Source organism: Streptomyces sp. PA03-1a (assembly GCF_033792805.1).
GTDB lineage: Bacteria > Actinomycetota > Actinomycetes > Streptomycetales > Streptomycetaceae > Actinacidiphila.
Genome location: NZ_JARAVO010000429.1, coordinates 1 through 3,085, shown reverse-complemented (window position 1 = coordinate 3,085; position 3,085 = coordinate 1). Strand labels below are relative to the sequence as shown.

Genomic DNA, 3,085 nt, shown 5'->3' with positions numbered 1-3,085 from the left:
TCCCAGGACCCGCCCCTACACCCGGATGCGCAACCCGAACCCGGCCCGCCGCCTCCCCCCATGCGCAACGGCACCCAGCCACCCTCGAAACCGACCTCATCGTTGCGCCCGCGCGATCACCTGGCCCTGCGACTGCCGGCGCGGCCGGAACGAGCAGTGCCACACCGGCCGGGCTGGTCACGCCCCGGCCAGGGCCGCTGCGGCATCCAGCGCCCGGTGCCAGGGATAGTCGGCGGGCTTTCCGGTTCCGGGCTGGTTCGGGACGAAGCCGCCGTCGCCGTAGAGCACGGTCACGCCCATCGCCCGCAGCTTCGCGACGCTTTCCTCGAACTGGTGGTGCTGCACATAGGCCGCGTTCACACAGGGCATCGCCACGATCGGGATGCCCTTGCCGATGCCTTCGGCGGCCACCCCCACCACGAAGTGATGCGTGAGCCCCAGTGCCCAGGAGTTCACCGAGTTGAACGTGGCCGGCGCGAAGACAATGACGTCGGCCGACGGCCAGACATCCGGCTCGCCGGGCCGCTTGTACCGCGACCGCACGGGATGCCCGGTCAGCGCCGCCAGCCCTTCCAGACTGTCCTCCAGCCAGTCCGCCGCGGTCGGCGTGAGCCCCAGGCACACGTCCCAGCCACGCCGCTGCGCATCATCGATCACACCGGCGATGTCGAAAACCGGCGGCGCAGCGCTGGCGAACAGGTACATGGTGCGCGTCATGCCCCCACCCAACCCCCCGTGATGCATTACGCGCAACCGATCCTGCCCGCAGCGGGTGTCGGGGCGATCGCCGATGCCATGGCGGATGCGGCGGGTACTGTTCCAGATGGCTGCAGGGTACGGAGGTCAAAGATGCCCAGAGGTGACCACGAGCACACCGGTACGCGCATTGCCGCCGCCCGAAAGCTCGCCGGTCTGACCCAGCGAGGTCTCGCCCAGACCATCGGTTATTCCTACAGCCTCGTTCACCAGGTCGAGTCCGGTCACAAGCCCGCAAGCCCTGACCTCGTCGCGGCGGTCGCCCGTGCGCTCCGTCTCGATGTCACTGCCCTGACCGGGCAGCCCTATGTGACGGAATTGCAGCAGGACCGGCTCGAGGGCCTCATCCGGCCGATCCGCGAGGCCTTGGATCTGTACGACCTGGGGGCGGACCCTGACCTGCCTGTGCGGCCTGCCGGTCAGCTGGTCGCCGCTGCTGACGACCTGTGTCGCCTGGTCCGTGCCGCGCGCCTCAACGCTGCGGCGACGCTGTTGCCGGCCGTCATAGCCGAGCTCACCACCGCGGCGTACCGCATGCCGTCGACCACGCTGTGGCGCGCGCTCGGATCGACCTATCGCACCGCCCACGACATCACCGTCAAGCTCGGCTACTTCGACCTGTCGACGATCGCCCTCGACCGCATGGCCTGGGCTGCCGACCGTGCCTGTGATCCCCTGCTGGCGGCGGTCCGCCAGTACATGCGCGCACTGGTCTATCACCGCGAAGGCGAGCACCGCATCGGGCTGCGCCTCATCGCCTCCGGGCACGGCCTGGCCGCCGACGCCGAACCAACTCCTGACGCTGTGGCCGTCACCGGTCAGCTGTACTTGGGGGCCAGCGTGATTGCCGCCCGCGCCCGGGACGCCGCCCTCGTCGAGGACCATCTGGACCAGGCGAAGGCCTGCGCGAACCGCACCGGTGAGAGCTCGACGCACTGGCTGTCGTTCGGCCCGACGAACGTCGCCTGTCATGCGGTGTCCGCCCAGGTCGAACTCCACCACTACGACACGGCACTCGCTCTGGCGGCAGGCGTCGAACTCCCCCACAGCTGGGCGCCCTCCAGGCAGGCCCACTTCCACATTGACCGGGGCCGCTGCCAGATGGAGACCGGCCGCACCGACGCCGCCCTGGAATCGATCACCACCGCACGCCGTCTTGCCCCGCAGCAGACCCGTTACCACCCCGGCGCCCGCGAGACGATCAAAGGCCTGGTCTACATGCGGCGCACTACCCCCGACACGCTGGACAACCTTGCCGCATGGATCGGCCTGTAAGCCCGGCTCCATTCGGTGGCACAACCAGCGCAGCCGAGTGTCACGCAGTGGTGACACTTAGCCACCACCGGCGTCCGCATTCTGGAAGCACCTGAACCAGACACCGACGCCGGGGGCAACCGACATGAATGCCGCAGCAAGGCCAAGCGCTTTCATCGAAGACCGTCTCGTGTCACGACAGGCGGAGCCCCCCAGTGGCCGCCTCAAACAGGGCGTGCCCCACACCCGCAATTCCGAGCGACCGCGCCTGCAGCGGTGGGCCGGTGGGGAAGGGGACGCTCACGGCGCGGACCGGCCCCCACTCCTCGCAGCCGGTGCCCCTGTGGCGGACATGGGCGACCTTGCGGCTGCGATCCGCCGGCTTGTGGGCAACGCCTACACCGGCTGCGTCCAGGCCTTGTGCGGGGCGGACTTCGACGTCGTGCTCACCACCTACGGCACCCCCGGTGACCGGATGCTGCGCTGGATGGACCGCTACCAGACCGGCGGGTGCGGGCCGGTCATCGCCAACGTCGAGCGTGACGCGCTGATGTGGCTCGTGCCGCCCGGCACCGTCCACACGTGGGAACACCCGCACGGGTTGTGTTTCGGCGGCCCTTTCATCATCCTCCTGCCGCCGGCCGGAGCCCGCACCGCTCCGGGGCCGCACTGGCGCAAGCCCCAACGGCTCGGGCACCTGGTCGATGCCGACTGCCTGCACCACGCTCTTGGCCGGTTCCGCCCGGACCTGCCGCACCCGGTGATGCGCCTGGCCGGTACACCGCTGCTGCCCGGCACCCCACCCATGCCACTGCTGCCCTCATGAACCCCGCCCCAGGCACCGGCCCGGCCCCGCCCAAGCTGACCAGCACCGAGCAGGAGTTGCTGAACGGCCGCCCATGGAGGGCGGGGGCGTGTCTGCTGTGCGGAGCCACACAGCTGCCGGTGACGCCCATCGTGACCGTCTACCCGCCCGGGCCCCCTGCGGCCCTGGCCAAGTGCCGGGCCTGCATGGCGGCCGGTCTGATCACGCAACGCGCCACCGCAGCCGCCCTCCAGCGCCCCTACTCCCCCG

General features: G+C 70.3%; 4 protein-coding genes. 3 read left to right on the top strand and 1 reads right to left on the bottom strand.

What is annotated here, in order from left to right; translation table 11 throughout:
* Positions 1 to 177 precede the first annotated feature (177 nt).
* Entirely contained in the window at positions 178 to 717 is a 540-nt protein-coding gene (locus tag PV341_RS44455) for a flavoprotein (protein WP_500360940.1), read from the bottom strand.
* A 132-nt stretch (positions 718 to 849) separates the two neighbouring features.
* Here PV341_RS44455 and PV341_RS44450 point away from each other — a divergent pair, with 132 nt between their 5' ends.
* From PV341_RS44450 to PV341_RS44440, 3 genes are all read left to right on the top strand, one after another.
* Entirely contained in the window at positions 850 to 2,031 is a 1,182-nt protein-coding gene (locus PV341_RS44450; protein ID WP_500360938.1) for a helix-turn-helix domain-containing protein, read from the top strand.
* A 331-nt stretch (positions 2,032 to 2,362) separates the two neighbouring features.
* Positions 2,363 to 2,836 carry a hypothetical protein gene (locus PV341_RS44445; protein WP_500360936.1) on the top strand — a complete coding sequence of 158 codons (474 nt, stop codon included), beginning with the start codon at positions 2,363 to 2,365 and terminating at the stop codon, positions 2,834 to 2,836.
* Positions 2,833 to 3,085: hypothetical protein (locus PV341_RS44440; protein WP_500360934.1), on the top strand; the 253-nt coding region annotated here is incomplete at its 3' end. The genes PV341_RS44445 and PV341_RS44440, both read left to right, overlap by 4 nt.